The sequence below is a fragment of the Pirellula sp. SH-Sr6A genome (assembly GCF_001610875.1).
Lineage (GTDB): Bacteria > Planctomycetota > Planctomycetia > Pirellulales > Pirellulaceae > JBKCUI01.
This window is the reverse complement of sequence record NZ_CP011272.1, coordinates 2,261,242-2,284,118: the sequence shown is the minus strand read 5'-3', so window position 1 is coordinate 2,284,118 and position 22,877 is coordinate 2,261,242. Positions and strand designations below refer to the sequence as shown.

16 protein-coding genes and 1 pseudogene are annotated in these 22,877 nt (G+C 55.8%); 7 read left to right on the top strand and 10 right to left on the bottom strand.

Translation table 11 applies throughout. From position 1 onward, the window contains the following. Positions 1 to 64: 64 nt before the first annotated feature. Both VN12_RS08970 and VN12_RS08965 read left to right on the top strand, forming a co-directional pair. Positions 65 to 2,053, top strand: coding sequence for a YjhG/YagF family D-xylonate dehydratase (locus VN12_RS08970; RefSeq protein ID WP_146676502.1), 1,989 nt, complete (start codon positions 65 to 67; stop codon positions 2,051 to 2,053). Beyond that, positions 2,050 to 2,667: an anthranilate synthase component II gene (locus VN12_RS08965; RefSeq protein ID WP_146676501.1), complete on the top strand. Its 618-nt coding sequence runs from the start codon at positions 2,050 to 2,052 to the stop codon at positions 2,665 to 2,667. Before VN12_RS08970 ends, VN12_RS08965 begins: the two co-directional genes overlap by 4 nt. A 13-nt stretch (positions 2,668 to 2,680) precedes the next feature. Here the strand turns inward: VN12_RS08965 and VN12_RS08960 are convergent. The 4 genes and pseudogenes from VN12_RS08960 to VN12_RS08950 all read right to left on the bottom strand — a co-directional run. Beyond that, a pseudogene (locus tag VN12_RS08960) lies at positions 2,681 to 3,604 on the bottom strand (L-serine ammonia-lyase); the annotation flags it as partial. Between the two features lie 60 nt (positions 3,605 to 3,664). Further along, the gene (locus VN12_RS26425; RefSeq protein ID WP_240491370.1) at positions 3,665 to 4,186 is read right to left on the bottom strand and encodes a serine dehydratase beta chain; all 522 of its coding nucleotides are present in this window, start codon (positions 4,184 to 4,186) and stop codon (positions 3,665 to 3,667) included. Continuing rightward, positions 4,180 to 4,434: a hypothetical protein gene (locus VN12_RS08955; RefSeq protein WP_146676500.1), complete on the bottom strand. Its 255-nt coding sequence runs from the start codon at positions 4,432 to 4,434 to the stop codon at positions 4,180 to 4,182. The genes VN12_RS26425 and VN12_RS08955 overlap by 7 nt, the downstream gene beginning before the upstream one ends. 3 nt (positions 4,435 to 4,437) lie before the next feature. Then, positions 4,438 to 6,288 (bottom strand): alkaline phosphatase, encoded by a 1,851-nt coding sequence (locus tag VN12_RS08950; RefSeq protein WP_240491369.1) that lies wholly within the window; start codon positions 6,286 to 6,288, stop codon positions 4,438 to 4,440. 37 nt (positions 6,289 to 6,325) lie between these two features. On the opposite strand from VN12_RS08950, the gene VN12_RS08945 reads away from it, so the two are divergent. Beyond that, positions 6,326 to 7,249, top strand: coding sequence for an alpha/beta hydrolase (locus tag VN12_RS08945; RefSeq protein WP_146676499.1), 924 nt, complete (start codon positions 6,326 to 6,328; stop codon positions 7,247 to 7,249). A gap of 78 nt (positions 7,250 to 7,327) precedes the next feature. Here the strand turns inward: VN12_RS08945 and VN12_RS08940 are convergent, their stop codons facing one another. After that, on the bottom strand, positions 7,328 to 8,269 hold the full coding sequence (locus VN12_RS08940) for a hypothetical protein (protein ID WP_146676498.1): 942 nt from the start codon (positions 8,267 to 8,269) through the stop codon (positions 7,328 to 7,330). A gap of 207 nt (positions 8,270 to 8,476) precedes the next feature. On the opposite strand from VN12_RS08940, the gene VN12_RS08935 reads away from it, so the two are divergent. Then, positions 8,477 to 8,890, top strand: coding sequence for a hypothetical protein (locus VN12_RS08935; RefSeq protein ID WP_146676497.1), 414 nt, complete (start codon positions 8,477 to 8,479; stop codon positions 8,888 to 8,890). A 98-nt stretch (positions 8,891 to 8,988) separates the two neighbouring features. Here VN12_RS08935 and VN12_RS08930 read toward each other — a convergent pair whose 3' ends face one another. Both VN12_RS08930 and VN12_RS08925 read right to left on the bottom strand, forming a co-directional pair. Continuing rightward, positions 8,989 to 13,155 (bottom strand): hypothetical protein, encoded by a 4,167-nt coding sequence (locus VN12_RS08930; RefSeq protein ID WP_146676496.1) that lies wholly within the window; start codon positions 13,153 to 13,155, stop codon positions 8,989 to 8,991. A 188-nt stretch (positions 13,156 to 13,343) separates the two neighbouring features. Continuing rightward, a complete protein-coding gene (locus VN12_RS08925) occupies positions 13,344 to 13,616 on the bottom strand; it encodes a DUF4339 domain-containing protein (RefSeq protein ID WP_146676495.1) in 273 nt (90 codons plus the stop codon). A gap of 669 nt (positions 13,617 to 14,285) precedes the next feature. Between VN12_RS08925 and VN12_RS08920 the strand changes: the two genes are divergently transcribed. Further along, a complete protein-coding gene (locus VN12_RS08920; protein WP_168164304.1) occupies positions 14,286 to 15,812 on the top strand; it encodes a dockerin type I domain-containing protein in 1,527 nt (508 codons plus the stop codon). 95 nt (positions 15,813 to 15,907) lie between these two features. Here the strand turns inward: VN12_RS08920 and VN12_RS08915 are convergent, their stop codons facing one another. Next, positions 15,908 to 18,220, bottom strand: coding sequence for a DUF1549 and DUF1553 domain-containing protein (locus VN12_RS08915; RefSeq protein ID WP_146676493.1), 2,313 nt, complete (start codon positions 18,218 to 18,220; stop codon positions 15,908 to 15,910). A 154-nt stretch (positions 18,221 to 18,374) separates the two neighbouring features. Between VN12_RS08915 and VN12_RS08910 the strand changes: the two genes are divergently transcribed. Next, complete coding sequence (locus VN12_RS08910) at positions 18,375 to 19,742, top strand: alpha/beta hydrolase family protein (protein ID WP_205855236.1); 1,368 nt, start codon at positions 18,375 to 18,377, stop codon at positions 19,740 to 19,742. Further along, positions 19,742 to 21,283, top strand: a complete 1,542-nt coding sequence (locus tag VN12_RS08905; RefSeq protein ID WP_240491368.1) for a sulfatase — start codon at positions 19,742 to 19,744, stop codon at positions 21,281 to 21,283. Before VN12_RS08910 ends, VN12_RS08905 begins: the two co-directional genes overlap by 1 nt. Before the next feature lie 35 nt (positions 21,284 to 21,318). Here the strand turns inward: VN12_RS08905 and nagB are convergent, their stop codons facing one another. After that, the gene (gene nagB / locus VN12_RS08900; RefSeq protein WP_146676492.1) at positions 21,319 to 22,113 is read right to left on the bottom strand and encodes a glucosamine-6-phosphate deaminase; all 795 of its coding nucleotides are present in this window, start codon (positions 22,111 to 22,113) and stop codon (positions 21,319 to 21,321) included. A gap of 97 nt (positions 22,114 to 22,210) precedes the next feature. Next, positions 22,211 to 22,783, bottom strand: coding sequence for a hypothetical protein (locus VN12_RS08895; protein ID WP_146676491.1), 573 nt, complete (start codon positions 22,781 to 22,783; stop codon positions 22,211 to 22,213). Between the last annotated feature and the right edge of the window lie 94 nt (positions 22,784 to 22,877).

The following is a 22,877-nucleotide window of genomic DNA, read 5'->3' as shown; positions in this document are numbered from 1 at the left end:
GCGAAGGCAACTCGGTCTCGAGTTGCCTTCGCTCGTTTTATGGACCTATTAGCAAACCAACACGATGAATGCTACCTACTCGCTGGAACAATGGTTGAACACGCCGAACATCTCGGAAACCGCGACGGAAGGGGAAGGGCCTCGAGGGGCGCTACCCCTGACCGCGGAAATGCTGACCGATTGGGCCAGCGGTGACTTGTTCGGCTGGACCCAAAACGCCGGGATGGGGTGGGATCCTCAGAAAATGCTAGGGCCTCAATTTCTCCTGCTGAGCACGCAAGGCGGAATTCGCGGCGAGGATGGAAAGCCGATCGCACTGGGATACCATACGGGGCACTGGGAAGTGGGATTGCTCATGCGCGCGGCTGCGGAATGGCTCAGCAGCCACGGCGGGGTTCCGTTCGCGGGCTTTGTGAGCGATCCATGCGATGGTCGTTCGCAGGGAACCGTAGGCATGTTCGACTCACTTCCCTATCGCAACGATGCGGCAATCGTCTTTCGTCGCTTGATCCGCTCCCTTCCGACACGCAAAGGAGTTCTTGGGGTCGCGACTTGCGATAAAGGTTTGCCCGCCATGATGCTCGCCCTCGCTGGAGCTGCCAATCTCCCGAGCGTCGTCGTCCCAGGGGGCGTAACCCTCCCGGCTCGAGAAGCGGAAGATCTCGGCAAGGTCCAAACGATTGGGGCAAGATTCTCGCATGGCGTCATGACGCTCGAAGACGCCGCAACCGCAGGATGCCGCGCCTGCGGATCCCCGGGCGGGGGGTGCCAATTCTTGGGAACCGCCGCAACGAGCCAAGTGATCGCGGAAGCCCTCGGGATGACAATTCCCCATGCGGCCCTCGCTCCGAGCGGACAACCGATCTGGCTCGATATCGCTCGCAACTCCGCTTCGGCTTTGTGGGACCAAGTGGCGAAAAAGACTTCGCTCCGAGATGTCCTCACCGAAGATTCCTTTTGGAATGCGATTGCCGTGCACGCCGCATGCGGTGGTTCCACCAACCTGCTTCTTCATGTTCCCGCCATCGCCTTCGCTGCAGGATTGGAACGTCCGAGTCTGGCGATGTGGACCGAAGCCAACAAGCGGGTCAAGCGGTTTGTGGATGTCCTGCCAAACGGTCCCAAGTACCATCCCACAGTCCGGCTGTTCATGGCAGGGGGGGTTCCGGAGATCATGTGGCACCTACGCGAACTCGGTATTGCGCGATGCGATGCGAAGACTGTTACCGGACACACGTGGCACGAGATCTTGGACGCATGGGAAAAATCGGATCGACGACGAGCTGCCCGCGAGGCGCTCCGAGCCCGCGATGGGGTCGATCCAGACGAGGTAATCATTCCGCCGTCCCGCGCTCTGCAAATGGGTCTTACGAGTACCATCTGCTTTCCGACCGGCAATATTTGTCCGGAGGGCTCGGTGATCAAATCGACGGCCATCGATCCCACCGTCATCGATGCCGATGGTATCTATCGCAAAACAGGTCCTGCTCGTGTATTCACAAGCGAGAAAGAAGCGGTCGCAGCCGCCAAAGGAAAACATCCCCAACCGCTTCAAAAAGGGGATATCGCGGTTCTGATCGGATGCGGTCCTATGGGAACCGGGATGGAAGAGACCTATCAGCTCACCAGCGCGCTGAAACACTTGGAGTATGGCAAGCATGTCGCCGTGATCACCGACGCTCGATTTTCGGGGGTCAGCACCGGTGCATGCATTGGGCACGCGGGGCCCGAGGCCCTCGCAGGTGGACCGATCGGCAAGCTTCGCGATGGGGATATCCTCGAAATTGTCATCGATCGCGAATCCCTTCATGCGACGATCCATTTCATCGGTTGTGATGGCCAAACGTTTGATCCCGCACGTGGGGCCGAGATATTGGCTTCCCGAACAATTCACCCAGGACTGGCTCCCGATCCGCGATTGCCGGATGATAGCCGGCTTTGGGCAGCGCTCCAAAAAGTCAGCGGTGGCACTTGGGGGGGCTGTGTCTACGATGTCGATCGGATCATCCAAACGTTGGAAGCCGGAGAGAAGGCTCTTTCCTCCACCCCATGATTCTGCTCTTAGACAATTACGATAGTTTCGTCTACAACCTGGACCGGTACCTCCAGCGTCTCGGTCACCCCACGCTGGTTGTTCGAAGCGATGCGATCTATGTGGACGCGATTGCGAAGCTTTCTCCCGGCGCTATCGTGGTTTCACCAGGTCCCAAGACGCCGAATGAAGCGGGGTGTTCTCTCGAAGTCATCCGTCGCCTAGGGCCGACCATCCCAATTCTGGGGGTCTGTTTAGGTCATCAGGCGATCGGACAAGCTTTCGGGGGAACAGTCGTCCGAGCACTCTCCCCTGTCCATGGAAAAGCATCTCGTATTCACCATGGACCTTCTCCGCTGTTCGATGGTATCCCCTCTCCATACGAAGTAGCTCGCTACCACTCCCTGGTGGTGGACCGTCCATCGCTCCCACCCGCCCTCCAAATCTCCGCTTGGAGCGACGAAGATGAAATCATGGCCTTGGAGCATCGCGACTATCCCATTTATGGCGTGCAGTTTCACCCCGAGTCGATTCTCACCCACTTTGGCTACCGACTCCTCGCGAATTTTCTTCACTTAGCCGGTCTATCGAGCCACGAGATCCCGGGTGATGACTTCGGTGCACAGGAATGTTAGAAGAGTTATCAAGCTAACAGTCCACCACATTCACGGCGAGACCACCTAGGGAGGTCTCTTTGTACTTGAGCTGCATGTCGACTCCGGTTTGTCGCATGGTTTCGATGACTCGGTCGAGCGATACGAAGTGTTTTCCATCGCCGTAGAGAACCGCAAGTCGCGCGGCGTTGATCGCCTTAGCGGCACCCATCGTATTTCGCTCGATACACGGAATCTGAACAAGTCCGCCGATCGGGTCGCATGTGAGGCCGAGGTTATGTTCCATTCCGATCTCTGCTGCATTCTCAATCTGTTCGATGGTCCCGCCCATCACCGCAGCCAATCCCGCTGCCGCCATGCTGCATGCCACTCCGACCTCTCCCTGGCACCCCATTTCGGCGGCTGAAAGCGAAGCGTTTCGTTTGTAGAGAAGCCCGACCGCCCCTGCCGTCTTGAAGAACTTGTGCATCCCCTCGATCGACGAGTTGGGATAGAAATACCAATAGTATGCGAGCACGGCCGGGATGATGCCTGCTGCGCCATTTGTCGGAGCGGTAACGACTTTACCACCCGCAGCGTTTTCTTCATTGACTGCCAAGGCAAATAGGCTGACCCAATCCAATTGCTCCAACGGGTCGGTCAATAGCGAATCGCGTTCAGGATGATTCTCTAGTTCGCTCGGGCAACCGAGATTCTCGTTGAATCGATGAGTGAGCTGCTGAAAGATGCGAGGCGCCCTTCTCGAGATACCCAGTGGCCCAGGAAGCAATCCACTCGTTTGGCATCCGCGATCGATACAGCGTCGCATCACAGTCCAGATGGCCCCCAGCTCCTCGGCGATTTTTTTCTCGCTTCGGTGCACCAGCTCGTTCGCATCCACGATCTCGTCGATCCTTTTCCCGGCTGAGCGGCACATCACCATCAGTTCCTTCGCCGAGCGAAACGGGAAGGGTGCATCGGATTGTTGTGAATGGCTGGAAGCGGTTTCGGCTGCCTGGATAGTTCGAAGGTGACTCAATTAGTCGCGACTGTAGACGAAGCCTCCTCCGGTTGAAAAGTATTCATCGGAGAAAAGAGCTTCCTCGCTGCAATGTCCGGGCTCGATGTCCTTGGTCTGTCCGTTCGTAACGAAGAGCTTGATGCGAAATCCGTTGGGATGCTCTGGCAGAAAATCGTTTCGCCTCCAAAGGAGATCTCTCGACTCCAGGAATGGGAGAGTTCGCTTTCCTCCCAACTTCAAGGTTTGAGTTGTGCGGATCTCGGAAACCCTCTTCGCGATCGCTTCCGGTTCACTGGTGGCAGGGAGATGGCCGGAGAGACCGGCTAGGATGGCGACGTCCGTTGCATGTCCTAGTCCGGTTAATGCGAGCGAACCAAACAGCTCTACTTCAATACGAAGCGATGCGTCGGTCCAAAGCGGCTGGGAGCTAAGAAACTCCAATGCCCGATTCGCGAACCGGCACGCTCCCACCATTGGCCCGACGGTGTGCGAACTGGAGGGGCCAATTCCGATTTTGAATAACTCAAAGATACTTACCACGATGCCGATTCATCCGTGTCTTGAACTCGCTTTTCAAGCGATCGAACAAGCTCCGCCGCTTCCAGCAATTGAGCATGCATTCTCGTGAGGACTTCTTCGGTCCCCCCCAAGCTCTCTTCTAGAAACTTGGCAGCTGTTTGGTCCGACCACGACTCCAATACCACCGCCTTGGCTTCGCGCCAACGGCTGAGGGTGCTCTGAAGCTGCGTGATCGATCCGTTCAAGTCATGTCGGCATCGCGTGGACATCGGTTAGGGTTTCTCAACGAGGACGCTGGGGTCGGTCAAGTGAAAAAAGTGTCCATGGTCTGCGGTGATGACGACGAGGGAGTCCTTCCAAAGGTTTTTGGATTCGATCCATTGAAAGATCTTTCCAATCGCCTCTTCCCCTTGAAGGACCGATCCGATGGAGCTGTCGATGTTGTTAGCATGATTGGCCCAATCGACATCCCCCGATTCCACCATCAACCAAAAGCCCTCCGGATCCTTTTCCAAAACGGAGATCGCGGCTTCGGTCATCTGAGCGAGAGATGGGTTCTCCTCGATATCCTCTGGCTTGTAGAGTTCGCGAGTTTGTTTGGCATCGAGCGCCGTAATAAAGTCTCCGTTGGCAGTTCGGAACGGGAGATGTCCGTTCTTCGCACCGAAGAACCCGAGAAAACGATGGCCCCCTTCGCGAGCCTTGGCCGCCCCTTCGAACAACACCTCCGCACCCTTTCGGCCGGGCGTGCGCTGGGAGACGACATACGAGCCCCCGTGAGCGATATCGACCCGTTCACGATCCGATTCCGCCAAATAGCGATTGCCGGGAACGAAGTTCGCACCTTGGCCAGCTCCGTTGGCGGCGGTCTCGCCGTATCCGCATCCAATCAAAACATCGAGACCTGGATGGGGGGCTTCTTTGCGAGAGACACTCGGCAAACCAAGCAAATCACGGCTGAGGTCTTGGTAATCGTCCCGGCTCACATTCGCGGCGTAGGCAGCTGCTGGAGTGGCGTGGCAGATGGGAACGCTGCTGACGGCACCCACCGCAAATCCTTTCGTGCGCTGCGCCCAACGCGCGATCGTTTCGGCCTCTTTCATCTCTCCGTCCAGATTGACGGCTCCATTGACGGCCTTCACCCCGGCGGTGAGAGAGGTCGCGGACGAGGAGGAGTCGGTGTAGGCGTGCGGAGTGATCTTGGATCGGCCGATGGGGTAATCGATATCCGTTTCGGGAACCCATGGAGCGGTCCCACCTAATCGGGAATCGTAACCTCCGAACTTGGTGAGAGGTTTGAGATTGAGCTGCGCATCGACATCGGTTTCGACTTCATCAGCATAAGGAGCCGTGACGACATAACCGTAACTACTGGGTGCACCGGTGTAATCCTGAAAGAGCAGTCCGCTTCCTTTTCCTTCGGTGTAAATTTTTCCGCTCTTGTAGATCGCAGCCGCCTGTGTCGATTGCCAGTCCATTCCATCGAAGACAACGAGGAATACGTATTTCTTTCCTAGCTCTTCCACACTCTTGCGTTGCAAGCGGTAGATATCGGTCTGGTCCGCGTAGGATGCCTCTGGATTGAGGGTGTTGGGTGGAAGACGCCCATACAACACCTTGATCTTTTCTTCGTCCCGATAAAGGCTCCCTTCGTTCATGTACGAATCAAAGGAACCGCCGTAGACGTAAACAGGAATCAATCGATTCGAGTGGCTCGTCCAAGCGGTGTAGCTTTTAGGACGATTTCCCCAATGGCCCCACGTTGCTGTCTTGGTAAGCATAGCGGTTTCCTGCAGTTGACCGATGCGATCCAACTCACCTGCAGGGGGAACAATCTCCGGCTCCTCTTTAGTCTTGTCCGAGGCCTTTGTCTCGTTGGTCTTGGTGGTCTCTTCTTTAGGGGAAACCGATTTGGGGGGATTCTGGGGCTTTTCTTGAGCCCATGCGTGAGAGGGTCCGACGCTGGATGAGGCGGCGAGAAGGGCTAGAGTGCCCAAAGGTAGGGTTCGGAGGTGCGCTTTCATGACTTGCTGTGGATAGGGAGGTGTCGGTGGGAAAGCTGTATAATCGTCGCTCGTACCTTGATTGCCAATCCTCTTGGCGAGAAATATCCTTGAAGCCAATGAGGAATTCCCTCTCGATTATCAGGACAATTGAACGATGAAACGTCGGACCACTTTCTTTTTTCTAACCGGACTCCTCGCGATCACCGCGTCGTTCCAGTCGTCTCCGCTCCCTGCCGCTGAACCTACGGTCGTTAAAGTCTGGCCAGGGAAAGCGCCAGGCGTGAGCGACGAACTTCAAGAGAAGGAGTTCACGGAAGGGGGAAAGAAAATGGTCGCTGGAAATCCAATATACCTGACCACCGACATTTCCTCCCCGGAGCTCGTACTCTACCGAGCGAACTCCAACTCGAACGCTCCGGCCGTCGTGATATGCCCCGGGGGTGCGCACCGTTTGCTCGCATACGACTTGGAGGGAACCGAATTGGCCCAATGGCTGAACTCTCTGCAAATCCATGCGATCGTTCTCAAGTATCGGGTTCCATCCACCAATGCCGACTTCAAATGCCTTCCAGCATTGCAGGATGCGCAGCGAGCTCTCCGCGTGGCGCGTTCGAAAGCAAACGAATGGGGCATCGATCCAAAACGACTAGGTGTCATGGGCTTTTCCGCAGGTGGGGAAGTCGCGGCACGCGTCTCGCTTCAATTCCATCAAGAACACTATGCGAAACAGGATGAGATCGACAACCTATCCTGCAAGCCCGATTTTTCGATGCTCATCTACCCTGCTTATCTTGTTGAAAATGACGAGTTGAAGCCGGAACTCGATCCTCGCAAACATCCGAATGCCGCCGATCTTCCGGCCTTCTTCATGGTCCATACCTGGGACGATCCCGTCACCCCGATCAGCAGCATTGCGTTGGCCAAAGCGCTCAAGCAGGTGAATAAACCATGTGAGCTTCATCTCTTTGACCGAGGTGGGCACGGTTATGGCATCCGGCATGTCGACGATGTCCCGGTTACCGACTGGACCCGAGCAGCCGAGCCATGGCTCAAGCTGCAGTCCAAGTCCAAGAACTAATCCCCAACCGCTTGGATGTTGTCCTAGGTGCACCCGACGCCCTTGCACGCCCTGGGTGCGTCGCGACAGCCAACGTCTTTAACGCATGGTGAATTGCTGCAACGCGCCGAGGACATCGTGCATTGTCTTTTGAGACATGTCCGACCATTGGCTGGCTCGATGTCGAACGATGCAGAGCTTGAACTGTTCCAACGCATCGGCTACGTCCGGCGGCAAATCGGGCAGGCTCGCAAAGGGGTTCCCCATATCGCTTTCGTTATCCGCATCCGACCAAGCGACATCTTCGCTTTGAACGCCGACGCCTGCCTCGCTGTCAGAACCAAGGTCTTCCTCGCCAAAATCGGGACCTTCTGCGAGCGGTCCTGAAGCGCTGATCTTATCGTCAGCCTCCCGGTCTGATTCAACCTCGGGCTCTTCGACCAACTGATCGTAATCTCCGTCCACTTCCGACGTGATCAACTCTTCATCTTTGGGCGCGTGCTTGGGATCGGAACCGGCTGTCTCCCATCGCATCTTGCGCATCTGAGAAACGCTCCATTCGCTTCGAACCGCTCCTTCCAGCCAAAGCTCCGCATCATCCCAATCCAATGCGGCTAGAAAGTGGCTCCAATACAAGCCACTGTAAGAGCCTTGCGCGGCCCCGAAACGCTCGTGAACGCGACGCAATCGCCCGACATGCTGACTCGTAACACCACCAACCTGCTTGCTCCAAGTCTCATCGCTATAGGAACTAGTTGGTGCACCGGAGACGACCAAGGCCTCTCGCCATTCCGCGATGATGCGTCCCTTCTCCCAGTTCGTTTGGCTGACCAATTTGTTCCATTGGCCAACGAACGGAGCAGTTACCGCTTGGGATTGTTCATCGAGAACTGGCGACTCCGCATGGGAATCCTCTGCCGTCGAGGACTCGAGACCGATATCAACAGCATCGACGACCGTTACCGCGACGTTCAAGCCGCTTTCGTGCTTCGCGTCAACAAGCTGCGACTCGTTTTCATCATGAATTGGCGACGTAATCATGTAGACCGTATTTGAGAGATGGGGATTCGAACTGCTTCGCTCGAGCGAGCATTGCGACCCGTGAAGGTACCCCATCTGATGAGCTTGCCAACAATCGAAATCACGCCTCGCAACAAGAAACATCGCAAACCGCGCGGAACGTGATACTTAGGAAAAGTATTCCGAACTCAATCGCTCGCAAATCGAGGGTTGCGGACTGTGTAAAAGATGTCGAATACTCCGACAGGAGCGACTAGCGAAAGTACGCAGACTGCGTGTTTCTCGGGGATCATCATCGTCGGGGCTGTGACTGTGAATGACAATCGAGGCGACTTTCTCAATAACGAAGGAAGCCCTGGTTCCATGTCCATCCTCACACCGAAATCTGAGAGCCCGGATCAAGTTCGTCGATGCTTGCCCAAAACCATGAATGTGGCTAGCTCGGCTTACCGAGACACTCCTTGCGTGCAAGTCGCGGGAAATACCGAGTATCAGATCGCGGCGCGAAGTCGCCCTACGGGTGGAGTTGCCCTGAGTCTCTGCGTTGGCTCGGCCCGATTCACGAGCCAAAGTATTGACCAGAACGCTTGGGTGTCGCACCTCTCCGGTCGAGGTGGAGAAGTCTCAACACTGGACGATTAGCAACTGTGTTTGGATGCCTTTGTTTTGAATGGATTCCGACTCTTTCCTGAAACTTCGATGGGATCGGGAAGGTTGCTTCTGAACGGGAAATCGGCAGTCTAGTGCGGTCCGCGAAGGGTGCGATTGTGCGCCATCACTGCATTGAGCTGGGCGAGGATCTGCGAATGAGGGATCACCACGGCGGGTACTGATTTTTCAAGTCGCTGCACCTGAGGATAGACTCGGTTGTTTTGCAGGACTCGATCGACTTCTTCTTCGAGCATGAGCAACCAAGCCGGTACGTCTAACCCAACACCCGTCGGCTCGCGCATCATCAAGTGCGCTTCTTTAACGAGCAAATCGAACGCGCGGCTTTCTTCGTTGTCACTGGCACGCAGTTGCCGGATGGCGGGTCGTATCAACGCGCGCATCCGATCGATCGTCATCGGCTTTACAAACCGTTCGTTCAATCGATCTGCGACAGTCGGCATTTTCATCGCAAAGGCTTCTTGCAGCTTTTGGAGCCGTTCCAAATACTGATCCGACTCGGGGGCAACCCGTTCCGCAAGCGCCCTGCGCCACTGTTGAGCCGAACTTTGACAGCCAGCGTGCACGAGAACTTCGTGCGCCCAAAACACCGGTTTTAGGTTCCAACAAACCCGGTCGTAGCGAACGCGTAGTCTCAGAAAATCCAGAAGCATGTAGAGCATTTCACCGCGATCGGATTGCGTCGTGGTGCTGTTGTAGTCTTTGTATTCTGCATAGTGATCGATGATCGCTTCGAATACGACCGACAGCCATCTCTGGGCTTCCTCGATGTTGATTTCCCCCGACTCCAACGCATCGAGGAGCGGAGCCAGCTCTTCACTGTCGCGATTCTCCAGGGCATGCCCCAGGTACTGCCCGACCCCTTGATGGAGAATGGCACGAACGTTGGAAAGTTTCAAAAAGCCTTGGGTGAACAGTCCCTTACCGTACTTTTGGATGAAGGTGCAGAGCTGTTTCCAAGACCCAGAGCCGTCGATGGTCTCGAGCACACTCAATCGCAAGGTCCGAGAGTGGGATAGCCAACTGCTCAGCAGGATTTCCGTAAGCTGCTCGAGCAAGGGTACTAAGAGTTCTTGATCGGGTTCCGGAGGATTCGTATCCACCAACGCATCGAGCTCGAGCGATTCCAGTTTTGTTTTTTTTCCGGTCGAACCTTTTCCTGCCCTTTTTTCACGGACGACGTTGGTTTTCGGATCTGATTGCCAATGGTACGCGTTTCGGACCAAGCATCGTACCATCGACTTGAACGCGATCTGGAACAAGTCATCGAATTCGGTCACGGCACCATGACCGACCGGATTGCTATGTTCCATGTGCCGTGCCGTGTCGACCAATCGGCAAGCCTGGTAGAAGAGACCTTGTCGCGGAAGCCACGTCAGCAAGTGGCTCAAGGCGCGACGGCGTACGCGGGCAATCAAAATCTCACGAGGATCCCCACCCCGGGCCAGCGAAACATACAGCAACTTCTGATCACGGAGGACAGAAATGAAGTCCGGGAATACATCCTCCACCCGGCTTCGCCTGCCCGCCATCAAATTGCCAAACAGCTCGACCGTCAGCAATTCATCGCGTGGTGCATTGCCGAGCAGCGAGGCAATACTCTCTTTATTGTCGGTTAATGCGAGAACCGCTCCGATCAACAACCGACTGGCATCGGCGGTCTCTACTGCCGTCGCCAGAATCCTCTCCATCAAAGACTCTTTGACTACGCGTTTGCGATCGTAACGCGCCATCGAATCCGTGTCGGTACCTCCTCGAGCGATGGAGTACGACTGGACTTCATCCAGCAATCGGATCAATCCGTCCCGATTTGCCAGGCAATGCTCGCTCCACCTTTGCAAGGCCTGGACGATCTGCGCTTTGGTTTTGCAATCTTCGTCTCGCTGCGACTGAAGCGTTTGCAGGGATTGGGATACGAGCTTCCACATCTGAGCTAACGCAACAAGAAAAGTGAGATGCTCTCCCAATCGCTTCGACTCTGCGATCAGCTCCTCGGAGGTTCCTTCGTCCTGCTCAAATATGGGGCCTTCGACACCATCGTCCGTGCTGTCTTCGTACGTAACCCCTTCGTAAGCGGCACCGTAGAGGGAAGGCGTTGTATCGTCGTCCGATTCTTCGTCCTCTCGTCCGGCTGCTAATAAATCCTGGTCCTTCTTGGGCCGCTTCTTGTTGGTCTTTTCAGCCAATCGAAAATCGGGAACGCCCCAGTACGACTCGCCGTTGGCTTCTAAGTAATCGAAGAACTTTTCGATCGTCGGCCATTTGGATTCATCGAATGTTTCGACTTGGGGAGCATCTATCGCTGCTTCGGAGTGCTGCGACTCCATGAGCTGCTCCAGCCATGTTCGCGCAAGATCGGAGTAGGACGTATTTCCGCTTTGAAGACCGACCCTGCTTGCTTGGCTGAGCCAATGCACCAGCAAGGCCATGGCTCCAATAAAGTCCTTGCGATCCAACAAGGCTTCGATGACCAATGCATAGGCTTTCGGGCTATCGAATAGTTCCGCGTGGGGTGCCCAAAAACGAATATCCCCTGCACTCGCGCCTCCTTGGTGCCAGAGACGCAATGCTCGCGACACCAACTGCGAACTCTCAAGCGCATCCTGCGGATCTGTCGCCGACACATCGCCAACTTGATGAGCCGCATATTTGCGCCACCAATTCGCAATGGTGCGGAATCGCTGCTCGGTACGCGTGCACATCTCCTGCTCATCCGTCGCGGAACCCTCGCGCCACAACCGGGACATGAAACCGAAGAGCTGCTCCATGATTTGGACCAGCTCCTCAACCCGTTCGTCCGATACAGTCGAATCGGTCCCGACAAACCGGGGGAAGTTCCCGGAAAAGCCGAGGATATTCCAAGGATCCACCAACGCCCCGCATTGGATTCCACGTTCGATCCAATCGAAAATCTGGTCCGGAATCTCCGCTGCATTTTGAAACTCGCCCCGCCGCAGCAACTGGTTTCCTATCGTCAACAGACAATCGATTCGACACAAGATGCGAGCCGATGGGACCTGAACATCATCCGACTCCTCTTTGGCTGCGTTCGCACTCCCCATCCGCGCAAAGATGCGGGCTAGCTGGACATGCTCCAGCTGCGATGCCCTCAATCTGGCCAAATTCGTGTTGAGCTGCTGACGCGCTCCTCCCAACGGTTGACGGCGAATGGCCGCTTCGGCTCGGAGTCGTTCCAAATGAGGGCCAGTGACCGATTCTAAAAATTCGGTGTAGAAATGATCGCGGTAATTCGCGATGTGACCGAGCAGCTGAATCAGCGTCGTGCTAGAGGAAAACGCGTTGGCGCTCCCTCCGGAAATTCCCGAAGCCATAAGCATCGTGCCGGCCAAAACGGCGGCCGCCTCGGTCAGCAGCTGGTCGCGAGGCAACTCTTTTTCCTGCATCACCCTGGCCAACAGAGCATCCACGGTGACTTGCTGAAGCACAAATCGTCGGTAATTGGCGTCCCCATCCATGAGATGTGGATCCCACTGACCAAAATAGTAATTCGGCCGCTTGTTGACCGGATGGTCGAAGTCATAGGCACGCGGATCCAACGCCAATTCGTCGAGATGATCGGGATCGAATTGTGCATCGCGAAGTATCTGTGGCGACGTTTTCTTTAAGATCGCTAATGCGCGCGAAATGATTTCGTAGTACGGCCCGAAGGCGACTCCCACATCCCGAATATAAAGTGGAATCGGTCTCAACCATTCGTGCGGATAGGGTTCCAAGCGACGGCCTTCCAAGACCGCGACCGGCCGATAGCCGACGTAATCGTTCAATGCATCGATCGCGCCGGAAACAATCCGATCGATATCGGCCCAGGGAGCTCCCTGCTGCAAAACCGCTTCGATGGCACGGCCCAAAAACAACCCGTTGAACAACCCTTCGGGCTCTTGGTGGAACAGCAAATCGCTGTGGAAATCCAAATACTCTGGGAGCAAGTGCAGCCAGACAATTTGCAGCACTTGGTTCGCTTGATCGCTCTCGCGAAAAATCTCTTTCTCGGTTCGCAAAGCAACCAAACGGTCCTGCAGCCACTGCTGGATCGTCATCCAAGGTGGTAGCCCCGTGAACGGCTTGAACTGCTCCGGTGCCCCTGCGACCGCCAAGCTATAAAGACGATTGAGCGCGGCGAGCGATTTGGGGTCGGATTTGCCGGAAGAAAAATTTAAGTATCCAAGGACATGGACCAGGTCCTCGTCCCGTCGATCCACGTTTCCTGTGTTCGTCACCCGTAACTCCCTCACCAAGCGTGCCAAGACATCGCTAATGGTAAGTTCCTACTCCGAATCGCGGAAGCCGCAATAGTCCGCTAGAGGGCGGGCGATCGGGAGATTTCCCACCCGTAATCGAACGAGGGGGACCTTCGCCACGCCCATTCCGCCGCGAGGGATGCAGCGGGGATCAGAAAATTCACCGGCTACTGAGATCTCGGCGGTGCTTCTGGATGGGATGAACTCGGTGGGTCGGACGTGACGGTCGCTTTTGGATGGGTTTTATTCCAGAATTTGACCCCAGCGCGGATCTCGCGAAGATGCACCCAGTGTCCATGCGTTTTGCTGGTGCTGGAGACCATGGTCTCCGGAGAAATCTCTCCCTTTTCAATGCGATGCAGAAAATCGGACTCGGCGATGGGGCCTATTTTTTTACTTCCTAAGAATCCCTTCTTCATAAAGAACCAGTCGGCTGACATTTCCTGACTCCCCCTGGGTAGGACCTAAAACGGCGGCGGGTGATAGCGGACGTCAATACTTGCTAACCCTCCATCCTAGGCATCGGGGTGGATAAAGCTGCATTCTGGTGAACAAATTTTGAGTCGGTCTGCACTAGGAGACGCACACGACGATTGGGAACCGGACCGAGGACGCGCGAGACATGGGATCACAAGAGCCGATGCGGCATAGGTTCCGAAAATTCCTTGCGCGGGTGCGGGCAAAATTTGCAGGGAACCTTTAGATTGAGGCGTTCCAGTAGGTCCCCCGCTCCATGCCGCATCCTAGCTTCTGTCTACTCCACACTTCGATCCCAATTTGCGCCGCAGGATCGCGTGCGGTTCTTGAAGAGCTTGTACGCAATCCCGCGTACGCCGTTGTGTCGAAATGGGTCGATCGGTTCGATCCGAAACATCGCTCCGCCAGCCACTTGAACTGAGTCGGAGTGAGCGAATGAAAAGGGTCACGGCCGACCAGGACACGGGTGAGTAGCGATCCGCCCTGTAACGATCCGCCCAGTGTCGTGGAGAGGGGGGATAGGACCGGAACCGTAGGGATAGATGGTTCCGTATGGAGAGACACGGACTGGTCCAATGATGAGAGCCATTCCTTAGGCCAAGGGTTCCTTTTAATACGAGTGGATGATGAACGTGACACATCGAAATCGCACGTTGTCTGTGGAGAAATTTGAGTATCGCCAATTGATGGCGAGCGATTTGGCCTTCGGTGTTGCCGAGGCTTTGGAGCCTGCTCCCTTGGACGTGAACCGCAGCGGGGCCATCGAATATCTCGATGCGTTGATGGTTGCGAATCAGCTTCAGCAAGCGACGCGGTATCGCGAGCCTCTGGACGTCAATCGGGACGGCGCTTTCAACGGTCGTGATTTCGAAAGCGTCGTCGCCTTCCTGAACGCTCAGAGCGGCTTTTCCGGGTCGATGGAAGGGGAGAGCGAGTCGTCGCTGGCTATGGCCAAACAGGGAAAGGGGGGTGGCCCGAAGCCCCCGTATACGTATTGGCGTGTGGGGACTACGGCGGATGATACCTCGGCGCTCCCTTCGAGCGGCCTCGGTTTGATGGGAGGGAGCACCGACGTAGACGCTTTGTTCCAGTGGCTGGGAGGGAGAGCCAATAGCGGTTCAAGTGGAGGGGACATCTTGGTTCTTCGAGCAACAGGAACCGAGGCTTATAACTCGTATATCCAGAACTTGGTTCCAACGGCGAACTCCGTTGCCACCTTGTTGATTCCCAATTTGGCGGCCGCCAATTCTCCGGAGGTAAAGTCCATTATCGATCAGGCCGAAGCGATTTTCATTGCGGGAGGCGATCAAGCGGACTACGTGAACTTCTGGAATGAAACCCCCGTGGAAGATGCCATCTACTCGGCATTGGGGCGCAATGTCCCCATTGCAGGGACCCGCGCGGGCTTGGCAGTTCTCGGCGATATTGACTTTACGGCTTTGACAGGAAAATCGATTACCTCCAACGAAGCGTTGCTCAATCCCTACGACAAAAGGATCACGTTGGATACACCATCTGCAAACGGGTTTTTATCCATCCACGACTCATCTCTGTCTGGCGTGCCTTCGATCCTTAGATTGCTGGAGAGCACGATCACCGATTCTCACTTTCGGGGGCGAGATCGGATGGGACGCTTGCTCACGTTTATGGCCAGGATGGATGCCGATAATTTGGTGACCGCCGATTCCGTCCGAGGTTTAGGGGTAAATGAGGAGACCGCACTATTAGTGGAGCCAGATGGCAACGCCAAGGTGGTAGGGAATCTACTCAGTGAGACGTCGCTCGAAACTCGTTCGGTCTATGTGCTTCAAAAGGAGACGTCTCCGTCGACTGCCCTACTATCCGGTCCATTGCTCTATGAAGATGTGATGGTGTTTCGAGCCTATTCCGATGGGGAGCATGGGGCTTCGTTCCATCTGGAGAATCTTGAGCCGATCGAAGGATCGATCGATTCATTCACTGAAACGTACTATGTTTCCGCTACGGGTGAGCTGAGCGGAAAGAAGACCGTGAGGTTGTTGAGTACCTCCGCGGGGGGATCTACGGCGATGGTACCACTCTCGCGTAATGCGAAGCCTTACGAGCTTCCTCAGCGAATGACCAGTGAGGGCGCTCGGGTGGGGATAGCATTGAGCTTGGCGGTCAGCTGGATTGCTTGAGCGGAGGGCGGGGCTGAGCAAGGGGACCCAGGAGTTTCGGCTCACCGAGGATGTTGGACCGATCGTTAAGACGACCGGCCTTTGGAGGGCGGGTTTTAGTGGTTGAAGAGGAATTCGCGGGAGCTCAATAGACTCCAGAGAATGTCTTCCACGACGATACGTTTCTCATCCCCGGCGGCGGTTTGCAGTTCCTCGCGAAAGGCCTTGGTTTCTGATTCCGTGGGGAGGCGCGACAAACAACGGATGTAGGCGGCTTCGACGAGTTTGTCGGGATCTTCGGAGTGCGACTTGAGCAACTGATCGACAATGCTACCGGATGCTGCCAGCTTGTTGTTGACGGTATCGCCATTGTTGAGATTGAGTACTTGAATGATGCTTGGCTCATCGCTTCGTTCGCATTCGCAGGTGATGCGTCTTTGATTCCTGCCGAACGTCTTCAGAAAATCGCTATCGACGCTGGAGTCGAACAACTGAATCGCCTTCGTCCCTTTCGCATAAAACTTGGTGGCACGCTTGTCTCCTCCTAAGAAGGCAACTTTGTCGAAGGTCGTCGGGACAGCCGTGACATCGACGATCGCATCATGAATGACTTCGGCCATAAGCCGGCGTGGATAATAGTGAGAGAAGTACTTGCGATCGGCTTGGTTTAACTCCGTTGTGACACTGCTCCGTTGATACGTTTGCGAATTGAGAATGCTTCGCATGAGTTGCTTCAAATCGTATTTCGATGCCACGAGCTCTTCGCACAGGTGGTCCATCAACGCGGGATTGCTCGCCGGATTGCTGGCCCGCATATCATCGACCGGATTCACGATGCCGATCCCGAAGTAAGCTGCCCAAACGCGGTTTACGATGGATCGAGTGAAGTAAGGGTTCTGCGGGGAGGTAAGCCAATCTGCCAACGCGATACGACGGTCGTCCGGAGAGTGGATGTCTAAAGGTTCACCATCCAAAGGAGCGGGCGGCTGCGGCTTACCCCGAAGAGGCTGAATCAAATCACCGCGATCGAGTACGAGCAGGGTACGCTGGGCGTCGCCATCGCGAACCTCCCCTCCCCAGCCCTTCGCTCGGACGCGCGCAAACATATTGGCCATGGCGTAATACTGGTCATTCGTCCACTTTTCAAGCGGGTGATTATGGCACTTAGCACAGCCGATCGAGAGTCCCATGAACGCTTGGCATATGTTCTCGGTCATGCTTTCGGGGTCTTGATTGATGGCGTAAAAATTCGTCGCTCCGTTCTCGAGCGCTTCGCCTCGCGCTGTGACGATCTCGCGTGCGAACTGATCCCACGGGGTATTGCGTTCGACATGCCCTCGAATCCATTGGTAATACGCTTTGATCCCATCGGCTCGCAGTAGGTTGCTATTGAGAGTCAAAAGATCGCTCCAACGGTAGGTCCAGTAGTCAACAAACGCGGGGCTTGCGAGCAATTGCTCGATCCATTTCGCACGCTTATCGGGGGCGCTATCCGCCAGAAACGCGCGCACTTGCTCCTCGGTAGGAAGGGTACCGGTCGCGTCCAGTGACGAGCGTCGAAGGAATTCGCTATCGCTGCACAAGGGTGACGCGTCGATTCCCAACGAAGCCAACTGGGCACGAACAAGCTGGTCGATCGGGGATTCCGATGCGTCAGCGATTGAGGCAGGAGCCTGGGTTAGGGGAGGGGCAAAAGGAACTCGAATGCGCGCCGAAGCGATCTTGCTGGAGAACCAAACCGCTACGGCACCTTCCCCGGGTCCGAGCACTTGGATCTGGCCATGTTCATCGACGGTCGCTATGGATTCGTCGGTCGAAGTGAACTTGGCCCATCGCGTTACATCGTCGATTCGGCCGTTGTTGTAATGCGCTCGTACCGTCAAGTTATGGGTTTGCTGAACGGCCAAAGTCGATTGTTCGGGTAAGACCTCGATTCGGACCAAAGAAGGAGCGCTGGCATCTGGCCCTTTTGCACCATGTGCAATCCATTTGGCAAGGATGCGATAGTCCTCGGAATCGGAGGGGAGTCGCACTCCACCTTTGTGTTCGATGTACCCGCTCGGTTTAGCCAGAAGGAGCGATGCTTCGGGTTGCAAGAGATCGATTCGGCGTCCCCGATCTTGGCGGGTGATGTTCAAGTGGTCGGTGACGGGATCGTACCCCCGCAGGGACAAACGGAATCCCCCTTTGCCGGCCAATGCACCGTGACATGCTCCCATATTGCATCCATACCTGGCGAGAATCGGTTGGACATGGTTCTCAAACTCGATGCGTGATTCGGGGGCGATCGTCGGAGGAGGCGGTTGAGACGATCGATCGGATGCCAGGGCTGACATCGCAATCCCTACGCTGAAGAAAAATCCCATCGCCCCAAGGATTGAGAATCGCTTAGGGTGCAGAAGACCGAACGCGGAGCTTGGGTGTTTCATGGCGGCAAGGAGAGGTTGCGGTAGGACTTTTCATGGACGGGGAGGTGTCGAGGGCCAACACCTTCGTCTATTCTAGTCGATGACGTCTCGGCTGTACCACTGTAGGCTGTCGTTCCTTCCCAATTCCTCTGCTCCCTCCCAGGTGACTCTCGCCATGCGCATTGGTTCCTATCTTTTAGCACTCCTTGGTTTCGTCTTGGTCGAGTGGACTCCAGTTGGGATCGGCCAAGAAGCGCCCTACGACCAGCCCCCTGAAATCACTCCGCCCCTCTATCGTGTTCGCTACGAAAAGAGTGAGATCGAGGGGGGACTCCAATTCGCCTCCAATTTCACCCTGTGGATTCCCGAAGGGGTGAAGCGTTTGCGAGGTGTCGTGGTGCATCAGCACGGATGTGGCGAAGGCTCTTGCAAATCGGGGCAAACCGGGGCGATGGACCTTCATTGGCAAGCCTTGGCAAAGAAACATGATTGCGCTCTGTTGAGCCCTGTTTACGAGCAACCAGAATCAGCGGACTGCAAACTCTGGTGCGACCCCCGCAACGGTTCCGATGCCGCCTTTCAAAAAGCGTTAATAGATCTCGGTGCCTTGACCGGCCATCCCGAACTCGGCTCGATACCTTGGGCACTCTGGGGGCACAGCGGAGGAGGACATTGGGCCGGGGGTATGTCCATTCTCCATCCCGATCGCGTTGTGGCAGCTTGGTTGCGTTCGGGGGTCCCTCCGATTCGCCCCGAAGGAGACAAGCCTGCTTCCTGGGAGCTACACGATGAGGTCAAAGCCGTGCCCATCATGTGCAATCTGGGCACGAAAGAAGGTGTCACCGATAAAGAAGGTCGATTCGCTCGGGTGTGGGGAGGCGTGGAATCATTCTTTGTGGCGTTGCGAGGGCGGGGGGGATTGGCCAGCCTGTCGATCGACCCGAAAACCAGCCACGAGTGCGGCAATCAACGGTATCTCGCGATCGCATGGCTGGACGCTTGCGTGGAGAATCGACTTCCTCGTGAAGCGGGAGCTCCCTTGCGGCCGATGCCAATCGATGCAGCTTGGGTGGCCCTCTTCGATCCATTGAACCCTACTCGCGTAGAGGCAATGCCTGCAGCGAGCTTTCAAGGGGAACTCAAAACCTCGAACTGGCTTCCCAACGAAGCGGTCGCCAGCCGATGGATGCAGTACATGGTCGACACATCGATCGAAGACAAGTCTCCGCCACCCACTCCGAGAAACGTGAAGGTAACCGGCAACCAAATCGAATGGGAATGCGATGCTGATTTGGAGAGTGGGCTAACTCAATTTGTGATCATCCGGGACGGGAAAGCTATCGCGCGCGTGCCCGAGATGCCGAACAACCCCTTTGGCCGTCCCCTCTTTCAAGGCAACTCGTACAGCGATACTCCGGTGCAGCCACTGGCAATGATGCGTTATGTGGACGCGTCAGCACTCTTGGGAGAGGAATATTACTATCAAGTGGTCGCGATCAATACCGCTGGGTTGCGGTCGCCGCGCAGCGAGGTAGCCAAGTGATGCGAAATGGCTGCAGTGGAAAAGCGTTTCACCCGTTCCTTTCGGCGTTTTTCGCATGGTCCATGTTGGCCATGCACTGTTGGGGTGAGACCGGCGATCGTCTGAACGTACTGATGATTTTGGTCGACGATCTCAAGCCCATTTTGGGATGTTATGGCGATCCGTTTGCCAAAACACCGAATATCGATCGACTTGCCGCCCGCGGGATGATCTTCGAGCGGGCTTATTGCAATCAAGCGGTTTGTGCTCCGTCCCGGTTTACGCTTATGCTCGGATCCCATTCGACGTCAACGGGATTGTATGGATTGGGAAGCAGGCTGCGGGAGCGATTGCCTGACGCGGTGACGCTACCGCAATTTTTTGCTTCACACGGTTACCATGTGGAGGGGCTCGGGAAAGTCTTTCACGTAGGGCATGGCAATGAAGGGGATCCAGACTCGTTTCCCCACGGATTGACGAAAGACAAAGTGATTGAGTACCTCGATCCTGCTAGTACCGATGGTGGGCGATTGACGCGAGAAGAAGCCCTCTTTACCAACCAATCGCTCGACCGAATTCCGTCGCTACCCCGCGGCGCGGCCTGGGAGTCCCCGGATGTGCCCGATGATGCCTACGCCGATGGTCGAATCGCAAAGGGTGTGGTGCAGAAACTACAGGAAGCCGATGACCGTCGCAAAAAAACGGGGACACCTTTTTTCTTGATCGCAGGCTTCGTTCGACCTCATTTACCATTCTCTGCACCGAAAAAGTATTGGGATTTGTACGACCCCGATTCCCTACCCATTGCGACAGATCATCTTGAACCAAAAGATGCACCGAAAGTTGCTGGAAAACGCGGTGGTGAGATCGCTGCCTACGAGCCGGTTCCGACGGGACCGGTTGCGCCCTTTCCTGAGGAATTGCAACGGAGTTTGGTGCATGGATACTACGCCAGCACGAGCTACATGGATGCACAGCTAGGACGGGTGATGGAGGAATTCGATCGATTGGAGCTCGGGCAGAATACGATCGTCGTATTCTGGAGCGATCATGGATTCCACTTAGGAGACCATGGTATCTGGACCAAACACACCAATTACGAGCAAGCTAACCGCATTCCGATGTTGATTTGCGGTCCCTCGATTGCACCCGGGGGGACCACGGGGCAATTAGCTCAGAGCGTGGATTTGTATCCAACGTTGGCGGAATTGGCTGGGTTGCCTCGTCCCGCAGGACCGCAGTCGATCGATGGATTGAGCTTGGTGCCCGTCCTTCGAGATCCTTCCACGAGGATCCGCGATCATGCGTACCATGTTTTTCCCAAAGACAAGTTGGGACGTGCGATTCGAACCGAACGGTATCGATTGGTCGAATGGCGAGGCCATCGAGGGGGCGCCGTCGAACTGGAGCTTTACGATTATCAAGACGATCCGGCCGAGTCGCGAAACGTAGCACACGAAAGGCCGGAAGTCGCGAGAGAGCTTCAACGTATCCTGGACCAGTACCCGCCAGCCATCCGCGCCGGCGAGCCTGCTAGACGGCATCAACCTGCGGCACGATAGCGTAGAGTTGCCATCGTTTTTCGAAAGAGAAACGACTATACCGATTGCAGTTTGGCCCGGACCCGTTCGGAGTCTTCGTAGTATTCGGTATGCTGGAGCAGCGAAGCGGCAGGGCGATCGACGACGATGGTAACGTTGGGATGAAGCTGCAACGCGCTGGCTGGCAGTCCCGATGAAACGGCGCCTTCGACACACCCGGCAACCGCTTTGGCTTTGTTGGCTCCGGTCGCTAAAAGAAGAATCGAACGAGCCTCGAGAATCGTCGCGATCCCCATGGTGATCGCGGCAATAGGGACTTCATCGATCGAGGCGAAGTAACGCGCATTGTCGCTTCGGGTTTGACGCGTCAAGGTTTTGAGCCGGGTGCGAGATGCGAGGGAAGAACCGACTTCGTTGAACCCGATGTGGCCATCGGTGCCGATCCCCAGGACTTGAAGGTCGATACCGCCCGCATGGCTGATTTTCGTTTCGTATGCTTTGGCGCTCGCAGGAAGGTCGCAATTCCAAGTTTGTGGAACCGAGGTGTTCTCGGTGCGGATATCGATGTGTCGGAACAGCGACTCCTTCATGTAGTAGTGATAGCTTTGATCGTGTTCAGGAGGGAGACCGACATATTCATCGAGATTGAATGAGAAAACGTCGGCGAACGATAGAATCCCGTCGCGATAGCGTTGGACCAATTCGTTGTAGAGTCCGAGAGGCGTTCCGCCTGTCGCCAATCCGAGCACAGGCGGCTTTCTGGTTTCGCGAGCGCGATCGATCGCCCCAGCAACTTGATCCGCAGCAAACCGGGACACCGCTTCCGTCGAATCAAGAATAACAACACGCACGTTGAAGAAGCCTTACGAGAGAGAGGTGGGATTGGGAAACGAGAAAGCCTCCGCACGGGGAGGCTTTCCATTCGAAGAACCAAGTTGGGGGGCTGTGTTACTTCGTCTTGAGGCCTTCGACCATTTTCACAAAGGCTGGTTTGGTCGACTCGATCAAATCCTTCGCGCCCGTCGCCTTGACGTAGACTCGAGTTCCACTTTTCAGCTCGATGATCGCGCCCAACATGCGATGGTTCTCAAGCTTCTTCATGGGTCCGGGGGCAAAGGGACCACCACCCATCGATTCCTTGTAGGTGCCTGTGATGTCGACCATATGGACAACGGTCGAGCCAATATCTTTCTTCTCCATTTTGATGTCGTCTTTTTTGGCGCCATCGAACTGTCCGACCCAACGATCGATATTGTTTTGCACCGAGCCTCCGGAGATCGAGAAGGTGATCCGTGCGAAGGCATCGCCGGTGGCGGGCACGCGGAACTCGTGCTGAATCACCGTGCTCTTCGGGGGCATTTGCTTCCACGTGTCGGGGGTAACCAGCGTGAGAGCATCCTCGGCGAAGGTCAAAGTTGCGGACGCGGTTTTGGCATCACCCCCTTTTTCCTGGCCGAAAGTCGTGGCGGAAGCGGTGAAGCAGGACAAAGCGAGCAGGGCGGTGTTCAAGATTCTTCGCATAGCAAACGAATTCTCCAGCGAGGGAAGGGTGGGATCGGCTGATCGATGCAGCCATGCCGTTGACGCGACGAGCCGTAATCGGGTGGGAGTGACT

Excerpts from the sequence above, each read along its gene's own strand:
- VN12_RS08955 (WP_146676500.1), bottom strand. The coding sequence starts at position 4,434 with ATGTCCACGCGATGCCGACATGACTTGAACGGATCGATCACGCAGCTT.
- VN12_RS08940 (WP_146676498.1), bottom strand. The coding sequence starts at position 8,269 with ATGATTACGTCGCCAATTCATGATGAAAACGAGTCGCAGCTTGTTGAC.
- VN12_RS08935 (WP_146676497.1), top strand. The coding sequence starts at position 8,477 with ATGTCGAATACTCCGACAGGAGCGACTAGCGAAAGTACGCAGACTGCG.
- VN12_RS08945 (WP_146676499.1), top strand. The coding sequence starts at position 6,326 with ATGAAACGTCGGACCACTTTCTTTTTTCTAACCGGACTCCTCGCGATC.
- VN12_RS08910 (WP_205855236.1), top strand. The coding sequence starts at position 18,375 with ATGCGCATTGGTTCCTATCTTTTAGCACTCCTTGGTTTCGTCTTGGTC.
- VN12_RS08970 (WP_146676502.1), top strand. The coding sequence starts at position 65 with ATGAATGCTACCTACTCGCTGGAACAATGGTTGAACACGCCGAACATC.
- VN12_RS08925 (WP_146676495.1), bottom strand. The coding sequence starts at position 13,616 with ATGTCAGCCGACTGGTTCTTTATGAAGAAGGGATTCTTAGGAAGTAAA.
- VN12_RS08895 (WP_146676491.1), bottom strand. The coding sequence starts at position 22,783 with ATGCGAAGAATCTTGAACACCGCCCTGCTCGCTTTGTCCTGCTTCACC.
- VN12_RS08965 (WP_146676501.1), top strand. The coding sequence starts at position 2,050 with ATGATTCTGCTCTTAGACAATTACGATAGTTTCGTCTACAACCTGGAC.
- VN12_RS08905 (WP_240491368.1), top strand. The coding sequence starts at position 19,742 with ATGCGAAATGGCTGCAGTGGAAAAGCGTTTCACCCGTTCCTTTCGGCG.
- VN12_RS08915 (WP_146676493.1), bottom strand. The coding sequence starts at position 18,220 with ATGAAACACCCAAGCTCCGCGTTCGGTCTTCTGCACCCTAAGCGATTC.